This is a genomic window from Acinetobacter sp. 'aerobic (ED)' (assembly GCF_904886855.1).
Lineage (GTDB): Bacteria > Pseudomonadota > Gammaproteobacteria > Pseudomonadales > Moraxellaceae > Acinetobacter > Acinetobacter courvalinii.
Genome location: NZ_CAJHGI010000001.1, coordinates 525,654 through 543,763, shown reverse-complemented (window position 1 = coordinate 543,763; position 18,110 = coordinate 525,654). Strand labels below are relative to the sequence as shown.

The 18,110-nt window shown below is 41.6% G+C and carries 18 protein-coding genes; 5 read left to right on the top strand and 13 right to left on the bottom strand.

The annotated features are described in order from the left end of the window. The first annotated feature begins 350 nt into the window (after positions 1–350). Positions 351–812, top strand: coding sequence for a hypothetical protein (locus JO943_RS02575; RefSeq protein ID WP_202739904.1), 462 nt, complete (start codon positions 351–353; stop codon positions 810–812). 1,179 nt (positions 813–1,991) lie between these two features. Then, positions 1,992–2,681 (top strand): DUF2057 family protein, encoded by a 690-nt coding sequence (locus tag JO943_RS02570; RefSeq protein WP_202739903.1) that lies wholly within the window; start codon positions 1,992–1,994, stop codon positions 2,679–2,681. A 95-nt stretch (positions 2,682–2,776) separates the two neighbouring features. On the opposite strand, the gene JO943_RS02565 is transcribed toward JO943_RS02570, so the two are convergent. From JO943_RS02565 to JO943_RS02515, 11 genes are all read right to left on the bottom strand, one after another. Beyond that, positions 2,777–4,435 (bottom strand): PepSY-associated TM helix domain-containing protein, encoded by a 1,659-nt coding sequence (locus tag JO943_RS02565; protein ID WP_202739902.1) that lies wholly within the window; start codon positions 4,433–4,435, stop codon positions 2,777–2,779. 2 nt (positions 4,436–4,437) lie between these two features. Continuing rightward, positions 4,438–4,725, bottom strand: coding sequence for a hypothetical protein (locus tag JO943_RS02560; protein WP_005286141.1), 288 nt, complete (start codon positions 4,723–4,725; stop codon positions 4,438–4,440). 1 nt (position 4,726) lies between these two features. Beyond that, positions 4,727–4,984 carry a hypothetical protein gene (locus JO943_RS02555; RefSeq protein WP_032869463.1) on the bottom strand — a complete coding sequence of 86 codons (258 nt, stop codon included), beginning with the start codon at positions 4,982–4,984 and terminating at the stop codon, positions 4,727–4,729. Positions 4,985–5,186: 202 nt separating this feature from the next. Beyond that, positions 5,187–5,483, bottom strand: coding sequence for a cyd operon YbgE family protein (locus tag JO943_RS02550; RefSeq protein WP_202739901.1), 297 nt, complete (start codon positions 5,481–5,483; stop codon positions 5,187–5,189). Positions 5,484–5,487: 4 nt separating this feature from the next. Then, complete coding sequence (cydX, locus tag JO943_RS02545) at positions 5,488–5,589, bottom strand: cytochrome bd-I oxidase subunit CydX (protein WP_000270276.1); 102 nt, start codon at positions 5,587–5,589, stop codon at positions 5,488–5,490. Positions 5,590–5,603: 14 nt separating this feature from the next. Further along, positions 5,604–6,749: a cytochrome d ubiquinol oxidase subunit II gene (gene cydB / locus JO943_RS02540; RefSeq protein ID WP_032872905.1), complete on the bottom strand. Its 1,146-nt coding sequence runs from the start codon at positions 6,747–6,749 to the stop codon at positions 5,604–5,606. Continuing rightward, on the bottom strand, positions 6,746–8,323 hold the full coding sequence (locus JO943_RS02535) for a cytochrome ubiquinol oxidase subunit I (protein WP_005230736.1): 1,578 nt from the start codon (positions 8,321–8,323) through the stop codon (positions 6,746–6,748). Before JO943_RS02535 ends, cydB begins: the two co-directional genes overlap by 4 nt. Then, complete coding sequence (gene cydP / locus JO943_RS02530; RefSeq protein WP_004653758.1) at positions 8,323–8,514, bottom strand: cytochrome oxidase putative small subunit CydP; 192 nt, start codon at positions 8,512–8,514, stop codon at positions 8,323–8,325. The genes JO943_RS02535 and cydP overlap by 1 nt, the downstream gene beginning before the upstream one ends. Before the next feature lie 554 nt (positions 8,515–9,068). Further along, positions 9,069–9,680 (bottom strand): OB-fold-containig protein, encoded by a 612-nt coding sequence (locus tag JO943_RS02525; RefSeq protein ID WP_005230735.1) that lies wholly within the window; start codon positions 9,678–9,680, stop codon positions 9,069–9,071. Positions 9,681–9,702: 22 nt separating this feature from the next. After that, positions 9,703–10,008, bottom strand: coding sequence for a Rieske (2Fe-2S) protein (locus JO943_RS02520; RefSeq protein ID WP_104021878.1), 306 nt, complete (start codon positions 10,006–10,008; stop codon positions 9,703–9,705). Between the two features lie 16 nt (positions 10,009–10,024). Continuing rightward, complete coding sequence (locus JO943_RS02515) at positions 10,025–11,038, bottom strand: adenosine kinase (protein ID WP_032873212.1); 1,014 nt, start codon at positions 11,036–11,038, stop codon at positions 10,025–10,027. Between the two features lie 429 nt (positions 11,039–11,467). Here JO943_RS02515 and JO943_RS02510 point away from each other — a divergent pair, with 429 nt between their 5' ends. From JO943_RS02510 to JO943_RS02500, 3 genes are read left to right on the top strand one after another with little or no spacing between them, the layout of a single operon-like run. Continuing rightward, complete coding sequence (locus JO943_RS02510; RefSeq protein ID WP_202739900.1) at positions 11,468–14,407, top strand: insulinase family protein; 2,940 nt, start codon at positions 11,468–11,470, stop codon at positions 14,405–14,407. A 20-nt stretch (positions 14,408–14,427) separates the two neighbouring features. Beyond that, positions 14,428–15,594 carry a phospholipase A gene (locus JO943_RS02505; protein WP_005286121.1) on the top strand — a complete coding sequence of 389 codons (1,167 nt, stop codon included), beginning with the start codon at positions 14,428–14,430 and terminating at the stop codon, positions 15,592–15,594. Then, on the top strand, positions 15,595–16,122 hold the full coding sequence (locus JO943_RS02500) for a cysteine peptidase family C39 domain-containing protein (protein WP_202739899.1): 528 nt from the start codon (positions 15,595–15,597) through the stop codon (positions 16,120–16,122). Here JO943_RS02500 and JO943_RS02495 read toward each other — a convergent pair. Beyond that, positions 16,110–17,447, bottom strand: coding sequence for a TrkH family potassium uptake protein (locus JO943_RS02495; protein WP_202739898.1), 1,338 nt, complete (start codon positions 17,445–17,447; stop codon positions 16,110–16,112). The genes JO943_RS02500 and JO943_RS02495 overlap by 13 nt on opposite strands. Before the next feature lies 1 nt (position 17,448). Next, positions 17,449–18,099, bottom strand: coding sequence for a potassium channel family protein (locus JO943_RS02490; RefSeq protein ID WP_005286116.1), 651 nt, complete (start codon positions 18,097–18,099; stop codon positions 17,449–17,451). Positions 18,100–18,110: the final 11 nt, after the last annotated feature.

The window sequence follows — 18,110 nt, the reverse complement described above, 5'->3', positions numbered from 1 at the left end:
CTATTTGTTTTATCCAGCTAGAAATGCTGTTTTCCTGTTAATGAAATTATTAAAAAATATTTAAATCGAATGATCTCAATATCTTTTAAAAAAATGGCTTAAAACGTGTCAAAAGATAATTAAGCCCATGAGAGCTGAGCTTGGGCACAAACATCAACGCGTGAATTAACTCCCTTGAAAAGTATGAGATTGGGAAGCTGGAATTGTTGAGTCCTGCTCATTTTTATAACTGGTTATGATTTTTGGATTTAATTATAAGTTTTTGTTTTATAATGCTAAATTTGAAATAATTATGTGAAAAGTGTAAAATATACACTTGTCTTTATTTGTTTTTTTAATGGATGGCTTTTTTGAAAAAAATACTAATTCTTTCTATAAGTACGGTTGCTTCTGGTTCGGTGTTTAGTGCTGATGATGTATTGGCCAAGCCTCAGTCTATATTGGTGTTGCAGAAGGAGGACACCCAATTGGAGCTCAAAAACGATCAGCAGGTCGATTTTTTTGAGTCATTGAAACAGCAAGAACAGGATCAGATCAATCAGCGCACTCAAGATTTAGAGAATTTACACGAAATTCAAGCAAATACCGCTAACATGAGTCCGCATGATAGAGCCCAGTATTATCTGGAGCATAGACATTATGGGGCTTTAGATGCGCATGGAAATGGTCAGCAACTCAGTTCATTAGAAAAAGCCCGTAATAGAGGAGTAATTTCAAATCGGGACTATCAACAGAAAATTGTAAAATACAATCCTTCGCCTATAGCGCATCGAAGCGACCAGCTTAAATTAACGATTCCGATCGGAGATTAAAAAGTTCCCCGTGTCTTAAAAGATGGGGTAGACAGTTTATTTAACTACCCACATCTTTGCTATCTAAGAAGCGAACTCTCATGTCGTAGAATATCGCTATTTTTATAGGCGGATTAATGTACTATTGATAAATAAGCTGATGAAAAGATCAATTCTCATGCGTGGCTGATCTCGTTGAGAATCAAGTTTGCATAGGTGAAATTATTTTATAAAAGCAGTACAGGTGAGCTGAAGGTTGAATCAATTATTTTTTACTGTTTGGTAAAAAAATAGGTTAAAAACCTCACTTTTTGTGCTACTTTAATTTACTTTTCAAGGGGTTGAAAAGTATGAATATTATCAAATTTTTAAAAAGCTTTAATACAATGGGGTTTTATCTAACAGTGGCAAGTATTGTGTTGCTGATGTTGATTGTATATTTTTATTTTATTAACCCCAATTAAATATCAAAGTCTGTGTTTAGCCACCTGTGGGTGGTTTTTTATGCTGGATATTTTTTGATTTAGATATAATTACACAGTTTTATTTACCTATTGGTAACAATTGAAACATTCTAATTGCAAACTTATTGTAAAGTGTTACATCTTATCTGATATAAAAAATTTTAATAAAAAGAGGTTGATAATTATGAATATTTTTAAGTTTTTAAAAAGCTTTAATACGGTAGATTTCTATTTGGTGCTTGCAAGCATTATCCTCGCAGTACTGATATGTTTATTTTATATTGTAAGCCCGAACTGAGATGAGGGTTAATCTGGCAAAAGTGATGTCTGGCGTTTTTAGACGTCCACATTGCAAGGTTGATCCTGTTGCTGAGATATGATGATGTAAAAGGCTTGAAATGTTTTTTCGATCACGTTCATAACAATAGAATAAAGCTTATTGGAATAAACCTTTAATCGCCGTGATACTTGTTTGAAATTTAGCGAAATCAAAGGCTAGGTAACTTATGTGAAAAATTGCAGAAAGATTTTGTAGGCATTTTAAAATCATGTAATATTTCTCTTTATAAATAATAGCTTAAATCAATTTATTGGCTTATGTTGATTTTGTGCTGTAGATATCTGAAAAAAAGCTAAATTGTTGCAATAGACAGTTTTAATTTTTGTCATAAAATCGTCATAATCGCATTGCATAGTGCATACGGTTTCATAAATTGTTTATAACGAGAAGAGTCTAATGTCTTTAAGAGTTGGTGTTGCTGCTTTAGGGTTATTATCAAGTAGTTTAGTTTTTTCAGCAGTCACAATCACTGCACCTGAAGAAATCGTGATTCTTGCTGTAAATGGTCAGGAAGTAAACAATGGATTAATTCCTTCGAAGAAAAATAATTATCAGGTCGATCCTGGCAATTTGCTGGTCAATGTGCGTTATCGTGAATATTTCGAGCATTTGAACGGTGAACATGACATCGTTAAATCCGGTGTGGTCACGCTTCAGGCAGCTAATTTGCAGGATAATCAGTCTTATAGTCTGGCGCTTGTAAATGCACCAAAAGACTTTGATGCTGCCAAAAAATATGCTGATCAACCCACAGTTGCTTTATATGACCAAAACAAAAAACTTGTAGTACAACAAACCGGTGCGAACAATGAAGCGCAACCCTGGTTTACAGGAAATAATTTCCTAAGCCGGACCCTGGATTTAACGCAAAAGAATAAAAACAATGCTGTAAACCAGCCAGCACCTGTTTATTCAGGAGCTACCTCACAAGCAGCGGTTGCCGCATCTGCGCCAGTTGCGGTCACAACGACAGCCCCAACGGGAACAGCAAAGACGACCGATCAGCAAATGGCAGATTTATGGCAAAAGGCATCTAAGGCTGAACGTCAAAAATTCATGGCATGGTTAGCTGGTCAAAGCAACTAAATTTCATATCAATAAAAAGGCCGATGATCTCATCGGCTTTTTTATGTCTCTAAAAAATAATTAGAGTGTTTCTTACTTAAATATCTAGCAGTACGTTAAACCTGATTTTCTGTCTGAACTGTACGATGCGGTTTTTGAGTAGACCAGATCGAACCATTTGGTGCACTTTGTGCTCGATCTCTTGCATGTTGGTAAAAGCGTAAAAACAGTAAAGAGAAGCATATCGCAACAATATCTATCCAGATTAAATATCCTGTTGAATACCATAACCCTTGAATAGGAAATAGATAAGCGAGAATAGAGGTGGATGGAATCAGCAATAAAATTACCGCAATGGCTAAGAAGAGTTGAGCTAATGCTTTGGCTGCGCCAATAAGAAAACTGTATAAAATACAAGCAATAAATACAAAATAGTAGCTATACATAAATACATGGTTATGACTTTGTAATTGCATTGGAGTGACGTAGGCCCATCGTCCAGCCAGCATGCTCACACATATTGCCAGTATACAGCCTAGACACGCACCGATCGTAAGATTAGTAATAAACATCACATCCTTACGTTGTTGTGGAGCGGGCAGATTAGGATTTTTCTGTTTCCTTAAGCGGGTTTCAATCCACAGGATATTGCCAGAATAAAATAAATAAGCCCCACCTAAACCAAAGATTAAATAAATCCAGCGAATGGGTTCGCCACCATAATTGCCAAAATGCAATGCGAACATAGAACGGATCAGTGACGCAGCCGTGCTTTCTTCTGTTGATAGGGTTTTGGTTGGATATGGTGAATTTTGATAAGGATTAAAATTCATATAATCAAACGTATCACCCCGTAGCATCCGATCTGGATGATACAGTGCAACGAATGCTGAGGCCCGTTCAGGATGATCCAGCTGGTTGAAACGGATACCATCAATGCGATACTCAGGGGCAACTTTCTGTATATTCTGCAAAATCTTTTCTACATCGAGCTGTGGAGCTGGATCAACAATTTTTACCGCAGGCGGTTTTTCAAAAAGTGGTTTGTCTTTTGAGACCAGCTGGCTAAGTGCACTATAGAAAATATCATGAAAGGCAAAAACAACGACGGTAACACTGATAATGATATGAAAAGGTAAGCTGGTGATGCCAATGACATTATGGGTATCTAACCAAAAACGTTTCTTATTTTTACCTAGGCGGATCGCAAAATAATCTTTGATCAATGTCGGCAATAACAGGATCAGACCGGACATGATTGCAAGAAAGTAGAGAATAGCAACTACACCCATCACCATGACACCCGCAGTATGATGTCCCATCATGCCGGGAATACCTGCGGTTTCATGAAGTTGTTCAATCAGCCAACCTAATTTAGATACATTCTCTTGTTGTGCAATCAACTGACCATTGGCATCGAGTGTTGCCAACATGCTGGTTTGAGCGATATCAACTCCATGATGATCTTCTGCTGGCTCATGTGCTGCTTGCCATTGAATCGGTGCATTATGTCCTTCTGGTGAGCTAAAACTTAGGGTAAAGGCTTGCTTTGTCTCTGGGTATTGTGCCTGTACCTGTGCAACGAGCTGGTTATATTGGTTAGGTTGAATGGCCGCTAGTTTTTGTTGAGGAGGCGTTGCCCATTGGCTCAGCTGGTGCTGGAACATGGTTAGTCCACCAGCAAAAAAGCAGATGAAGAGAAGAATACCGGCGCTGACTCCGACCCATGTATGAAGATTTTTACCTGTTTTAATGATATCTGCGCGAACTTTCATTTTTAACCTCTCAACCAGAACAACAGGGCATAAGCAAGCACATTTGCAATGCTGAAAATCACAATACTTTGCCAACCTTTCGGGATGAAATAGGCCATAAAGAAACTAAATAGCCAGAACCACGGGATCGACCACATGCCTAACTGAGGGGCTAGGGAAGAATCTGTATGAGATTTACTGAGTAGAACAATGATTGCACCGATCGCCATCGCAAAGCTCAAGCCAAGAAAACAACCCGTAAGCGTTTTTGTCCACCAGTCCGGTTGGAGTTTTTGTTTGAGTAGATTCATTTTAATTTGGCCTTTTTATGAACATCAGCAGAGGTGCGAACGACCAGACCAGTGTTGCAATTGCAAGCCAGATCAAGATTGCCACGAGTAAAGGCAACGCATAAAGCAACATGCTTAAACCGAGCAATAAACCGATGAGGGCTATATAAAAAGAATAACGACCCAGTTGGGTTTTTAAGAAAATCTGATTGGGATGGCTGAGATAAAGACCCAGACAGGATAGAAGCGAAATAATGATTCCGAGTAGTTTTAAAGACATAGGTAAAATCTGCAAATAAGAATGATAATAATTATTATTTAAATTTTAGCAGAATTAGAGCTTATATAGAAATTTATTAAGATCGTACTAACAAAGAGCAATTTATCAGGCTACTTCATAAGAATTTTATTGACGGTCTAAATTAAAAAAGGCCACCAGATCTGGCAGCCTTTTTTTAAAAGATACAGTAATGGAAAATAACTTACTGGCCTAGCCAGATAAAGTATCCGAGAACCATCAAAGGCCAGGCGATATAAGGGCTAAATAACCATTTCCATAACCAGAATCTTGGCACAAATCCAACCCCATGCACGAAGCCACCGGAGATTCCAATCATCACCAGCATCAGCAGGCTATGATTATAGTGTCCGTTAGCATCCAGCATCAGCGATGGATGGACCAATAAAATAGTAGCAAGGGGCAATGCCAACAAAAACGAAATGGTCATTGCAAGCACTTGCGCTTTACGATTCTTCGGTGTTGTCATTGCTTCAGCCATTTTATTATTCTTCATCTAAATTTTGATGGTGTTCGATATACAGTGCACTGAGTACACCTGCAAAACATGCCATCAAAATGCCTAGAATCCATGCAAAATACCACATGTCACATCTCCTGATTAGTACAAACTATGTGAATTTTCTTCAATGTGCTTGTTGGTGATGATGCCCCACATTTTGTAATACGACCAAGAGGTATAGATCAAAATGAGAGGTACGAAGATACATGCAGCAACCGTCATTACCCCGAGGGTTTTATGACTGGAAACAGCATCCCACATGGTCAAGCTTGATGTTGGATCAATGCTTGATGGTAACAAGAATGGGAACAGGGCAAAGCCGGCAGTCAGGATTGCACCGACAATCATCAAGCTTGTGCCTGTAAAACTTGCAGCCGCTTTATGTTTGCCTGCACTAATGATGACCAATAGTGCACCTAAAATTGCAACAATAGGTGCAGCCATGGTAATCGGATAAGTGGCATAGTTATTGAACCAACCATGATTGGCATTGGTCACTACTTCTTTGGCAAGCGGATTCAGCGCAGCATTGGTATTCACCGCAGTCGCATAACTATAACCAGAGATATTGCCGAAGAATAACCAGGCACCCGCAGCCAAGAAGCATACCAGGAAAGCAATTGCCATGATTTGCGTTGCTTTGGCAGAACGGTTATGTAAATCGCCATCGGTACGTAGCATCAACCAGGCGCCACCGTGTGCACATAGCATCGATAAGCTGACAATACCGCAAATCAGTGCAAAGGGATTTAATAGGGCAAAGAAGCTACCGGTATATTGTGAACGTAAGGTGTCATCCAGACTGAAGGGTACGCCGAGGAACAGGTTGCCGAATGCCACACCAAACACCAGTGCAGGCACTGCACCACCGATACACAAGCCCCAATCCCAAGAAGTACGCCATTGGGTATTCTCTAATTTAGAGCGATAGTCGAAGCCGACAGGTCGCAGGAACAGGGCAAATAGAACCAGAAGCAAGGCCCAGTACATGCCTGAGAAGGCAACGGCATAAACCATTGGCCAGGCTGCAAATAATGCACCACCAGCGGTAATGAACCAGACCTGGTTACCATCCCAGTGCGGTGCAATCGTATTGATTGCAGCACGGCGTTCAGAATCGGTTTTACCTACAAATGGCATGAGTGCCATTGAGCCCATATCGAAACCGTCGGTGAGAGCAAAGCCGATCAGTAGAACACCAACCAGTACCCACCAGATAATTTTTAGGAGTTCATATTCGATCATGACTGAGCCTCCCCAGCTTTTGCTTCGAGTTTTTCGAAGTGATATTTACCTGTATGTAACGAGCTTGGACCTAGACGCGCAAATTTGATCATTAAGTACATTTCGATAATCAGCAGTACGGTATAGAACGCAGCCAGCGCAATAATTGAACCCCATACATCGCCTGTACTGATACTTGAAGCAGACAGGTGTGTTGGTAAGATTTCACCAATTGACCACGGTTGACGACCGCCTTCAGCTACATACCAACCTGTTTGAGCTGCAATCCATGGGAGTGGGAGAGCAAACAAAGCAAATTTGAGTAACCAAGGTTTATCTTCGGCATTACGTTTTGCCACGGACCAGGTTGCTAAAAGGAAGAGCAATAACATCAGGAAGCCAGAAGCCACCATCGCACGGAATGAGAAGAACAGAGCAGCGACATTTGGAATAGTATCTTTGGTCGCGGCTTGGATATGTTCTTCAGTTGCATCAACCACATTTGGAGAATATTTTTTCAAGAGTAGGCCATAACCTAAGTCTTTCTGATTTTTCTCAAATGAAGCCAATAAGTCTGGAGAACGGTCACCCGCACGAAGTTTTTCTAACTCGCTATAAGCCACCATACCGTTACGGATACGCACTTCATGTTCTTTCATCAAGTCACGTAAACCGGTCACTTCTTTGTCTGTAGAACGCGTAGCAATAATCCCCATCACATAAGGAATTTTAATCGCATAATCGGTACGCATTTCCTGCTGATTTGGGAGACCAAATAAGGTAAATGCAGCAGGTGCCGGTTCGGTATGCCATTCAGCTTCGATTGCAGCAAGTTTAGTTTTTTGAACATCACCGAGTTCATAGCCTGATTCATCACCAAGCAAAATCACAGAAAGTGTTGACGCTAAACCGAAGATGGCAGCAATCGCGAATGAACGACGTGCAAACGGTAAGTCACGTTTCTTTAATAGGTAGTAGCTAGAGATCGCAAGGACGAAGATCGCACCTGTGACATAACCTGCTGAAACGGTATGCACAAACTTCACCTGAGCAACTGGGTTGAAGATCAACGCACCGAAGTCCACCAGTTCCATACGCATGGTTTCGTAGTTAAATGCAGCACCGACCGGGTTTTGCATCCAACCGTTTGCAATCAGAATCCACAAGGCAGACATATTCGAGCCAATTGCAACCAGCCAAGTCACACCTAAATGCTGGACTTTAGACAGGCGATCCCAGCCAAAGAAGAACAAACCGATAAAGGTGGATTCAAGGAAGAAGGCCATCAAACCTTCAATGGCAAGCGGGGCACCGAAAATATCGCCGACATAGTGAGAATAATAGGCCCAGTTGGTCCCAAACTGGAATTCCATGGTCAGACCAGTGGTTACACCTAAGGCAAAGTTAATCCCGAAGAGTTTCCCCCAGAATTTGGTCATGTCCTTATAGATTTCCTTGCCAGAAATCACATAGGTGGTTTCCATAATGGCAAGGATAAAAGCCAGACCTAAAGTAAGAGGGACGAAAAGAAAGTGATACATTGCGGTCATTGCAAATTGGAACCGCGAAAGATCGACCACGCTTTCAGAAATCATCAACGTGTCTCCTGAGTTTTAGACATGTCACCAGCAATACGCTCGGCAACTTCATTGTTAAAATCTTTTGGAATCGTAGGGGCGTCAAACCAGATGTGTTTAATCACCAAGAGAAGTGCAACTTTAATAATAAGAATAATCGTGATTTCTCGGATGAGCCGCCGATTTGGATCTTGAGAACTCGTGTTCATAGAACTTAGCCTCATACACATTTTTAAAAGATGTAAAACATTATTAAATAAAAAGTATTAAAAATAAACCTTTAAGGATTTTAAAATAATTTATTTTAAATAAGATACTAAAAACAATAACTTATATTTATTTTTGATTAAAAATTAAAATATTTGATTTAACCAACTAAAATAATTGGAATTAACTTTTAAATCTGATTAAAACAGTTGTATTTATAATATTAAACCTGATTAAAAAGCTATGATTTAAAATAAATTAAATAAAAATTAAACCTACTAAAACAGTATGAATATAAAATATATAATATATACATAGGCTTATCATTTTAGTCATCGATTTAAAATATTTTTACGATCTCGTTTTCATAAAACCTAGTATTTAGCTCGGATTTATTTGCAAAAATGTGATCAACATCACTTTTGTTTTTTTGGGATTTCTAGATCACGAATCATTTAAAAAAGGAAGGTACAAATCTAAACTTTTTATTGTGTACTTTTGTAACAATGTGTTTGGTTTGCGCTTAAAGTTCGTTTTAAACGTTATCGGAGGAGTTTTAGTCTGGGGTAAAAAGGTTATTGGAAAGCGAAATCTTCTTGGCAAGATAGTGCGAATTTGATTTTTGACTGATCAGCAACACTTGTGACTGCAATTCAAGTTCGCCGTATTCGGGTTCAACCTGTACATAATACAGTTGTCCGAATTCATCACGAACACGCGCCTGAGCTGAAAAACCTGGACGGGCATTGCCTGTTGAGATCGTTGCGAGCCGGCCCACCAGATTGGTATGGGTATGGATGACTTTGGGTTTAATGACCTGATCCAGACAGTGAATCATAAACACGGTAAAGAAGATGTCGATGACCAGCGCAGGAACAAATAAATAATAGGGTGAAATAAAGTAATGCTGTAAGGCGAAGAACGACAGTTCCAGAAAATAGCCTGCAAAACTAAAGTTAATCAGTAAGAAAACAAAAATCAGGTATTTAGAAAACTTTACATCCAGCAAAGGTGAGTGCAGTAACCATTCCGGTGTCAGTTTCTTCACCAGATGACTCGGACGTAAACCGATAAAGATACCAATGGTTTCTGCAATGCTAAGCACAATCAAAGCCACGACGCTCATATGAAATGGCATCAGGTAGTAGTTGAGAAAAAACTCAGTCATTGCAGAATTCATGATTTAAGCATCAATCAATATAGATACCACCATCCGAGTGCACTTCCAGATTTACTTTTTCAAGAAATTCACCCAGACAGGGGCCTGAAATACATTCACCTGTCTCGACAGAAAATAATGCACCGTGAGTAGAACACTGGATATATTCGCGATCCTGATCCAGAAACTGGTTTTCCAAAAACTCAAGTTCTGTTTGCAAATGCGGGCAAACATTCTGATAGGCATAAAAACTGCCATCTTTTTGAGTAATGAAAATGGTGGTCCCTTTCATCGTATCGTATGCACGAGACTCACGCTCCGGGACTTCTTCAGTCATGCAAATCTTTTCCATGTTAAGCACATTCCTGTTGAGCTTTTTTAAATTGTTCTAAAAGTTCTGCGTAGTTTTCGACACTTAGACGTGGACCAAATTGTGCTACAACTTCGCTAGAGATTAAAATAGCAAGTTGAGCGGCAGCTTCCAAGCTTAAACCTGCATTAATTGCATACAGGAACGCACCTGAGAATGCATCGCCCGCGCCGTTAGTATCGACGGCTTCCACTGCACGGCCATTGACATGGAACTGATGGGCTGCATCTACAATCACTGCACCTTTGGCACCTTGCGTGATCACAAGCTGCTGGTTTTTTAATTTCAGCATTTCGATTGCAGCTTCAAGATTTTCTGTCTCGGTGAACATCAGTGCTTCCTGTTCGTTACAGAACAGCAGGTCCACACCCTCATCCAGAAGTTCTTCCAGACCTGATCGTGCATATTGCACCATTGCAGGATCGGAAAGCGACAGGGCAATTTTAACACCGTGTGCTTTGGCCAGCGCGCGTGCCTGCTTTACTGCGACACGTGCCGAATCACTGGTCGATAAATAACCTTCGATATATAACCATTTCGCTGTTTTTAACGGTTCAAAGTCAATTTGTTCAGCGGTCAGTTCAGCAGTAATACCGAGATAAGTTTGCATGGTACGTTCAGAATCCGGGCTAATCAGTACCATACAGGTGCCTGTTACGCCTTCACTGATAGATTGGGTAGCTGTTTGGATACCTGCTTCGTTTAAACCGCTTAAATAGATTGAACCAAGGTCATCGTTACCGACACGGCAACCATAAAATGCAGTACCGCCTAAAGCACTAAAAGCAACGCTGGTGTTCGCTGCTGAACCACCACTGGCTTGGCCTTTATAGCTTTGGGTCGCTTGTAATTTTTGATATAAATTTGCCTGTGTTTCGCCATCGGCCAAATGCATTGTGCCTTTTGGCAATCCTTGTTGCGTTAGAAACTCATTTGAAACCTTAAATTCCTGGTCAATGAGTGCATTACCAATTGCAAAAAGATCAACAGTTGCCATGTTTGTCATCACAGTAAAAATCAAAAAGCAAAGTTTACACCAATGCTCAGGATTACAATAGTTTGTTGAAGAAAATTCAGCAAATCGTGGCATTACAGTCAAATCAAGATGACCAGATGAGCAAGACTGGCTTCAAGAGAACCGATCTATTTTTCTAGGAGTAGAGTGAATCATAAATAAAGGCTTATTTTGAGTGACTTAATCTTTTCACAGATACTGCACCAGCCGCTGATTCCTGTAAATTCAGGGTGATCAATCTGTTGGAATAGGGCAGTGTAATTTCTAAAAGATTTGAGGAAATGTTGTTTTCGCTTAGGCGCTGCATTTTTCTACAAAAATAGAGTAATTTACATGGATATCGATACGTATTCTTCGGTAGACTCTCTATAATCAATCGTAATGATTTAATAGAGATAAATTGGAGATCACATGACTGTAGATGTTACTGAAAGCATTACCCAAACTATTCATCCCGCGTTTCAGCTATTACGTCAACACCATGTAGAAGCACTCGATATTCAAGTTTCAGAATATAAGCATAAAGTAACTGGTGCAGTTCACTATCATTTGGCCACCAATCATGATGAAAATGTATTCCTGGTGGCATTTAGAACCCAGCCTATGGATTCAAAAGGAACGGCACATATTTTAGAGCATACCGCATTATGTGGTTCCGAGAAGTTTCCGGTACGCGATCCGTTTTTCCTGATGATCCGTCGTTCGCTGAATACTTTCATGAATGCTTTTACTGCGGCAGACTGGACCGCTTATCCTTTTGCAACCCAAAACAAAAAAGATTTTCAAAACTTACTGTCTGTTTATTTAGATGCCGCTTTTGCTGCCAATTTGAACCCTTTAGACTTTGCTCAGGAAGGGATCCGCATTGAGCTTGAAAATGATCAGGCCGTTTACAAAGGTGTGGTCTTTAATGAAATGAAAGGCGCGATGAGCTCTCCAACCGATCAGCTCTATCATCAACTTGCGCACCATTTGTTCCCGGAAACAACCTATCACTATAACTCTGGTGGTGATCCGAAAGACATTCCAGATTTAAGCTATGAGCAACTGGTCGATTTCTATAAGACCCATTATCACCCAAGTAATGCCGTATTCATGACCTTTGGTAACCAAAGTGCCTATGACCTGCAAGAACAGTTTGAGACGCTAGCATTACACAAATTCTCTCAAGGCACGACCTTATACTCAAAACCTGAGAAGCGTTTAACGGCTCCGGTCGAAGTGACTGAAAGCTATGCGGTTGATAGTGAAGATTTAAAAGATAAAACCTATCATGTGATGTCATGGTTGTTGCCAGAAACCAGCGATACCAAACTACGTCTAGGGATGCGTCTGGTTGAAGGGATTCTATTAGAGAATTCGGCTTCGCCATTACGTCATTATTTGGAAACCTGTGGTTATGCACAATCAACAGGTCCTTTAATGGGCGTTGATGACAGCAATTTTGAAATGACCTTCTATTGCGGGGTGCAAGGTTCAAATGCTGAACATGCAGAAACCTTTAAAAATGGCATTCTAGATATTCTGAAAGAGGTGGCTTCCAAGCCAGTTGATACTGATTTTGTCGATGCCATCTTGCATCAAATTGAATTACATCAACGTGAAATTAATGGTGATGGTACGCCGTATGGACTCAGCCTGATCTTAAATGGATTGGGCAGTGCCATTCACCATAGTGATCCGGTGCATGTCTGGGATGTGGATTCTGCGATTGAACAAGTCAAAGAAGAGCTGAAAGACCCGATGTGGTTATCAAACCTGATTCAAACTCACTTGCTGGATAACCCGCACCGTGTACAAATGACCTTGGTTCCGGATGCAACCAAATCGCTGAAAGAGCAACAGGCAGAACAGGCGCGTTTGGCTGAAATTGCTGCAACTTTAACCGATGCACAGAAAATCGAGATTGAAGCAAAAACCGCAGCATTAAAACAGCGTCAGGACACCCCAGATAATCTTGAGCTACTACCAAAAGTCGGTCTGGAAGATGTCCCAGCCGAGTTGCAGATCGTTCAAGGCCAGTTGCGTGAAATTATCTGTAATGGTCTGGATACCCCATTAAACCTATATCATGCGGGCACCAATGGGATTTACTATCAACAGGTATTGATTCAGATCCCAGATGAGATTGTTCAGTCACCTTACTTCAACTTGCTGTCTATCCTGATGGGTGAGGTCGGTGCTGGTAAATATGATTATCTTGAATTCCAGCAGATTCAGACAGCCGTAAGTGGCGGTTTAGGCATGGGCGCTTCTTTGCGCAGTAAGGTCGACGACAAAGACCGGATCAGTGCATGGCTGACTTTAACCACAAAATCGCTGACCCAAAAGCTGGATGCCATTCAATTATTGAAACTTGCTTTTGAGCAGCTCCGTTTCGATGAAAAAGATCGCATTGTTGAATTATTGCAACAACGTAAAACCCGTTGGCAGTCACGTTTGTCTGGTTCTGGTCATAGCTATGCGATGCAGGCTGCATCTCGTCAAATGAGTGCCTTGGCGCGCCGTGACTATCACAACACCGGCTTGGGCGCATTAAACTGGCTCAGTGACTTGGTGACCAAAATTGATCAGGATGATGCAGCTTATCAGGCATTGATTGGCGAGTTACAGGCCATTCACCGCAAGTTGCTACAAGCGCCTAAACAATTCTTACTGGTCTGTGAAGAGCATCAATCAGACCATTTGGTGGAAGAAGTGCAAAATGTCTGGGACAAACTGGCTGTTGATCAGGCACCTGTAAGTTTAACGGCAGTTGAACAGGTCAATACTTCAGAAGATGAAGCCTGGTTGATTCAAGCCAATGTTCAATTCTGCGCGTCAGCCTATCAGGCGGTAGATGTGGCGCATCCGGATGCAGCACCGTTGATGGTGTTGGCTGCCTATTTACGCAATGGTTTCCTGCATAGCGCCATTCGTGAAAAAGGCGGTGCCTATGGCGGTGGTGCAAGCTATGATGGTAACGCATGTTCGTTCCGTTTCTATAGCTACCGTGATCCACGCTTAGCTGAAACGTTTAATGATTTTGAAGCCAGTGTGCAATGGTTAATCAATACCAAGCAACAGCCGCACCAACTTGAAGAAGCGATTCTAGGCTTAGTCGCAAGTATGGATAAACCAGGTTCTCCAGCGGGTGAAGCGATTACAGCATGTTATGCATTGCTGCATGCACGTACACCAAAATTCCGCAAGATTTTGCGTGAACGCTTGTTAAACGTGACTCTGGAAGATTTGCAACGTGTTGCCAAACAGTACTTATTGGCTCAAAAACCTGTGAAAGCTGTGGTGGCGCCATTTGCGAAACGTGAAGAATTGCAGAAACTTGGGTTTAGCATCAAGCAAGTCAATTAAAAGAAAAATTGGAGAAATCTATGGCGTTCAAATCTTTTGAGCGTAGTTATCTGGAGCTGAGTGTCCTGACGATACTTGGCTTGACTACATCGCTGGCACACGCGGAAGCGACTGCACCTGCCAGTCCTGCAACCGCGGATGCGTGTGTGGCCTTGGCTTCAAATGCTGAGCGTCTGGCATGTTATGATGCACTTTTTAAGGCACCGGTGGTGATCCAGTCACAACTGCAGGCGCCAGAACCCGCGGTCGCTGTGGCGGCCGCACCAGCTGCAGCCAGTACGGTGAGAGCTCAACCTGAATCGTTAAAAGAAAAAGTGGTTCAGAAGGTGAGTGATCTGCATATTCTGGGCGCTGCGCCAAAGTTTGATCCAAATGTCTCTTTGCTGGATCGCCGTTGGGAACTCTCAGAAGACAGCAAGTTGGGTACATGGAATATCCGTGCCTATCAACCTGTGTATTTGTTGCCTGTATTCTGGACCAGCGACAAAAATGAATTTCCGAGTAGCCCAAATCCTGAAAATACGGTCAAAGATAAGCAAGAACTCACTTCGAGCGAAGCCAAGTTTCAGATCTCATTCAAGACCAAGGCCTGGGAAAACATCTTTGGCGATAACGGTGACCTCTGGTTAGGCTATACCCAGTCTTCACGCTGGCAAGTCTATAATTCGGATGAGTCGCGACCTTTCCGTGAGACCAATTACGAGCCTGAAGCCAGCTTGATGTTTAGAACCAATTATGAAATTTTGGGTCTGAATGCGCGCTTGCTTGGGGTGACCTTGAATCACCAGTCCAATGGCCGTTCTGATCCGTTATCGCGGAGCTGGAACCGTGTGATTTTTAATCTTGGTTTTGAAAAAGATAACTTTGCACTGATGTTGCGTCCTTGGTACCGCGTTGAAGAAGATGCTAAAGATGACAACAACCCAGATATTAAAGATTATATCGGACGTGGCGATTTAACCGCATTTTACCGGAAGGGCGATAACGACTTTTCTCTGATGTTGCGTCACTCCTTAAAAGGTGGTGATCGTTCACACGGTGCGGTGCAGTTTGACTGGGCATTCCCGATCACAGGGAAGTTGCGTGGTCATTTGCAACTATTTGACGGTTATGGTGAAAGTCTGATTGATTACAACCATCGTGCAACCTATGCGGGCTTGGGTGTTTCATTGATGAACTGGTATTAAATGAGTTTACATATTCCGGAACCCTTATTAGAGCTTGAAGCAAATTGTGGGGTGTTTGCCCTATGGCTGATCTTAAAGCAATATCAAACTCATATTGATATTGCTGACCTGATCCAGCTGTGTGGTCATGATCGTATAGATGGCACATTCACGATTGCGCTGGCTGTAGCCATGAAGAAATTAGGTTATAGCGTTTCATTTTATACGGCGCCTGATCCCCATATCGATAAAAATGAAAAGCAGTATTATGCAGAGGCACAGCGTCTCGGTATTCCTGTTGAGGCTGCCTTAACCTATGCTGAAATTCAGCATGCTTTTGAACATGGTCATTTTGTGATTGTATTTTACGACACCTTGCAAGGAGTGGGCAACCAGTCCTTGCTGTATTCAATTGATGAACAGGAAGTCAGTTTCTGTGATCATTTTGATGTGATGTCTAAAGCCGTATTCGAACAACAACGCCAGGCTGATGGCATCTGTCAGCAGGTGATCGTAATTGAGCAGCCTACTCATGCCTATCCAATCTGAATATTGGCATTGGCGTGTTTTAAACGACTCTTTTTCGGTGTTGCAATCAAATAGGCAAGGGTTAAAGGCCCCAGTCGACCTGTAAACATCAATAGACTCAGTACAAACAAACTGCCGTCATGTAACTGGCTTGTGGCGCCACGTGATAAACCGACAGTACAGGCGGCAGAAACTACTTCAAACATCAGGTCCAGTACATCCAGTTTTGGTTCAAGCAAGAAAATGATAAAGCAACCTACAAACACCAGCATGCCTGTAATTGCCGTCACAGCAAGTGCTTTATAGGTTGTTTCTGCTGAAACGGAATGATTAAAGATCCGGATTTCTTCGTTACGCCGTAAAAAAGAAAGCACGCACAGCAACAGGATCACAAACGTACCGACTTTAATGCCACCTGCAGTACTCAGAGAGCCACCACCAATAAACATCAATAACATGGTCAGTAAGGCTGTACTATGTTCCATTGCGCCGGTATCGATGGTATTAAACCCAGAAGATCGGGGAACGGTGGCCTGAAACCAGGCATTCATGGCTTGTTCACCCAAGCTCATCGAGCCGAGTGTCAGCGGATTATTGGACTCTAATAACCAGATCAGGATAAAAGCGACCAGATTCAAAATCGCGATGGTACTCAGGATCAGTTTGCTGTTTGGTGTCAGTTTGCTCCAGCGCTTATTCTGTTTAACATCAATTAAGACCAGAAAACCAATCCCGCCTAAGGTATACAGCAGGCTAATGGTTAAACAGATCAGGTAATGGCTTTGGAAATTAATCAGACTGTTATCGAATAGGGAAAAGCCAGCATTATTAAAGGCAGACACGCTGTAAAAGATAGCGTAATAAAGCCCGCGGGCAAATCCGTACATCGGTGCAAACGAGGCGGTTAAGATCACAACACCAATCAACTCAAACAGCAGGGTATATAACACTACGCCTTTGGCGACAAAAGTGACTTTAGACAGGCTGGTTTGGCCAAGGCTGTCCTGTGCCATCATTTGCTGTTTAAGACCTAACTTGGGTGCTAGGCTTAACGCTGCCAGTATGGCAAAGGTCATAAAACCCAAGCCACCGGATTGGATCAATAACAGAATAATAAACTGCCCAAAATGATTGAATGAGTCATTTAGATTTACTACAGACAAACCGGTAATGGTCACCGCTGATGTCGCAGTAAATAAGGCATCCATCCAGCTCACGTTGCCTTTGTTGGCAATTGGGAGTTTGAGTAATAATGTGCCGATGACAATAAAACTTAAAAAACCAATGGCCAGTAAAGAAGGCGGGCTCAGGTTAAAAATTTTTTGAGAGTTTATTTTCAATGCCATGTTATGCGAAACACCCTGAAAGTTTTCTGAGATGGCTAAGCGAACCTTCCAAAATCAGTACATCATCTGTTTTTAAGGTGAAATTTGGATCAGTGTCATAAAAAATCTGCTGGTCGCGTTTAAGTAATAACAGTTTGATATTGGGCTCTTGCTTCAAAATCCCTGATAAATTGACATTATTGAGCTTTTCATTGACTGGAACTTTGACAATATAATGATCGTCATCCAGTGCCATATAGCGGCTCACCATTGGATAGTTTAATGCCTGAGCAACACGAACCCCCATGTCTTCTTCTGGATGAATAATCTTACTGACATTTAAATGGGAAAGAATCGTATGATGGGCCTTGGTTTTAGCCTTAACCAGAATTTTCTCGACACCTAAATTTTTCAGGTTGAGTACGCACAAAATACTGGCTTCAATATCTTCGCCAATGGCAACGACCACGGCATCGCAATTTTGTATATTCAGTTCTTCCAGAACATGTTCATCTGTAGCATCGGCAATCACTGCATGTGTAATACGATCCGCCAGATTTTCCACATTGCGCTTGATGGTATCAATTCCGATGACATCATGTTTCAATTGGGTGAGTTCTAACGCAACAGTTGCCCCAAAACTGCCTAAACCAATGACTGCAAACTGTGCCATAACTGTCCTTA